Source organism: Candidatus Obscuribacterales bacterium (assembly GCA_036703605.1).
Classification (GTDB): Bacteria; Cyanobacteriota; Cyanobacteriia; order RECH01; family RECH01; genus RECH01.
Genome location: DATNRH010000629.1, coordinates 1 through 1770, shown reverse-complemented (window position 1 = coordinate 1770; position 1770 = coordinate 1). Strand labels below are relative to the sequence as shown.

Genomic DNA, 1770 nt, shown 5'->3' with positions numbered 1-1770 from the left:
CGCCGCTATCCGCCGATTCTGATGCGCGATCATCTGCTCAGTAAACTCACCGCCACCTACTAAGTGGGAGGACATAACGATTGGCAAGCCTTTCGACGGCGCTCAATGCTCCAATCCTGATGAGACGAGGGTCGAGCGGAGTCGAAACCCGGCAACGTAGCTTCATTCCCCGGGGGGCGATCGCTCTCATGCCCCGCGTCAGCCCCGTTATACTGAAATGACGATCAACCCTATACCCCTCCGGCTCTTCCCCGCCAATACCATGCTAGATCTCCATTGCCACAGCACCCAGTCCGACGGCAGCCTTACCCCAACCCAGCTTGTGCAGGAGGCGATCGCTGCCGGACTCAAGGTTCTGTCGATCACCGACCATGACACCCTCTCGGGCTGGGATGAGGCCTACCAAGCTGCTGCCGGTACCTCCCTGACCCTGGTGCCGGGGGTGGAACTGAGTACGGTGCATAATGGGCGATCGCTGCATATTCTGGGCTTCTATCCCAATCGTCAGGCCTTGGAAGCACCACTGCGAGAGCGGGTTGAAGGACGACATCGCCGCGCTCAGCAGATGGCTGAAAACTTAGCTGCTCTCGGCTATCCCATCATCCTACCCCGTCTATCAGACACGATGGCTCCTGGTCGTCCCCATATTGCAGCGGCGCTGGTGGCAGCCGGTTATGTGCGATCGCCTCAGGAAGCCTTTGAGCGCTGGCTAGGGGAAGATAAGCCTGCCCATGTGGCCTATGAAAAATTTTCGGCCGTTGACGGCATTCAGCTTCTGCGACGCTGTGGTGCTGTGCCGGTTTGGGCCCATCCTTATCTATTTCGAGGTGGGCCAGTGCCGGAGGTCTTACCCACATTGGTGGAAGCAGGGTTGATGGGCCTTGAGGTCTATCATCCTAACCATGCAGAACGCGATCGCCGTCGTCTAGCAGTCATTGGCCAGCAGTATGGCTTACTGACCACCGGAGGTAGTGACTATCACGGCCCCTCACCCTATGGATCGGGACTCAATCAATTGCAGCTTTCCCTCGATCTACTCCCTCCTCTGCAACAAGGGGCGCGATCGCTCCATGCTGATCAAGGACTAGACTTTCACCTGAATTAATCCTGATCCTGTGACAAATTAGGTTGTGAACGACTTACCTAGAAGACGTTTGAACGTTCATCTAGAACTGGTTTCAACCAATCTAGACACAGCTGGTGGTGCTTCATGAGGTAGCTCATAGTGTTGCGGGAGAGAATCTAGCTAGATTAGGAGTAACGATTAGAGACTATACTCGTGCAAGCAACCTTCACTCAGCATCTTTCCCTGTCGAACGCTCAGCTTCAGCAGCTTTTAGATATGGGACTACCCGCCCTGCTCAAGTCTTCAGACCTCCAGACTCTCTTGTCCCAGCTAAATGTTCCTTTGCTTCAAGAGACCTTGCCGACAGCAGGTTTATTACTAGCAGAGCATTTGCCGCCTTTTTATACCTGGCTAAAAACAGAACTCGGTGTTCAGCGAGTACCCGATAGCCCAGACCATACCACTGGCTGGGTCGTGAAGTTTCTCCGCAGTGAGGAAAGCATTACCCACCTCGTTGAGCTTCATCGTCCAGTGCCTCGACCTGCGTTAGAGGCTGCCATTCCTCGACTGGTGGGGCTGTTTGAGACTGTGCCCGACGATGCAACCCGTCAAGCATGGCAACAGGCTGTCGCGGCCCTATGTTTGGTGCTAGCCGTTGCTGCTCGGGAACCTGCCCCTGCGGATACATAAGTAGATAGATCTAG

The 1770-nt window shown here is 55.0% G+C and carries 2 protein-coding genes; both read left to right on the top strand.

Translation table 11 applies throughout. The features are described from left to right. Nucleotides 1-217 precede the first annotated feature (217 nt). Nucleotides 218-1105, top strand: a complete 888-nt coding sequence (locus V6D20_13335; protein HEY9816763.1) for a PHP domain-containing protein — start codon at nucleotides 218-220, stop codon at nucleotides 1103-1105. Between the two features lie 174 nt (nucleotides 1106-1279). Then, complete coding sequence (locus V6D20_13330) at nucleotides 1280-1756, top strand: hypothetical protein (protein HEY9816762.1); 477 nt, start codon at nucleotides 1280-1282, stop codon at nucleotides 1754-1756. Nucleotides 1757-1770: the final 14 nt, after the last annotated feature.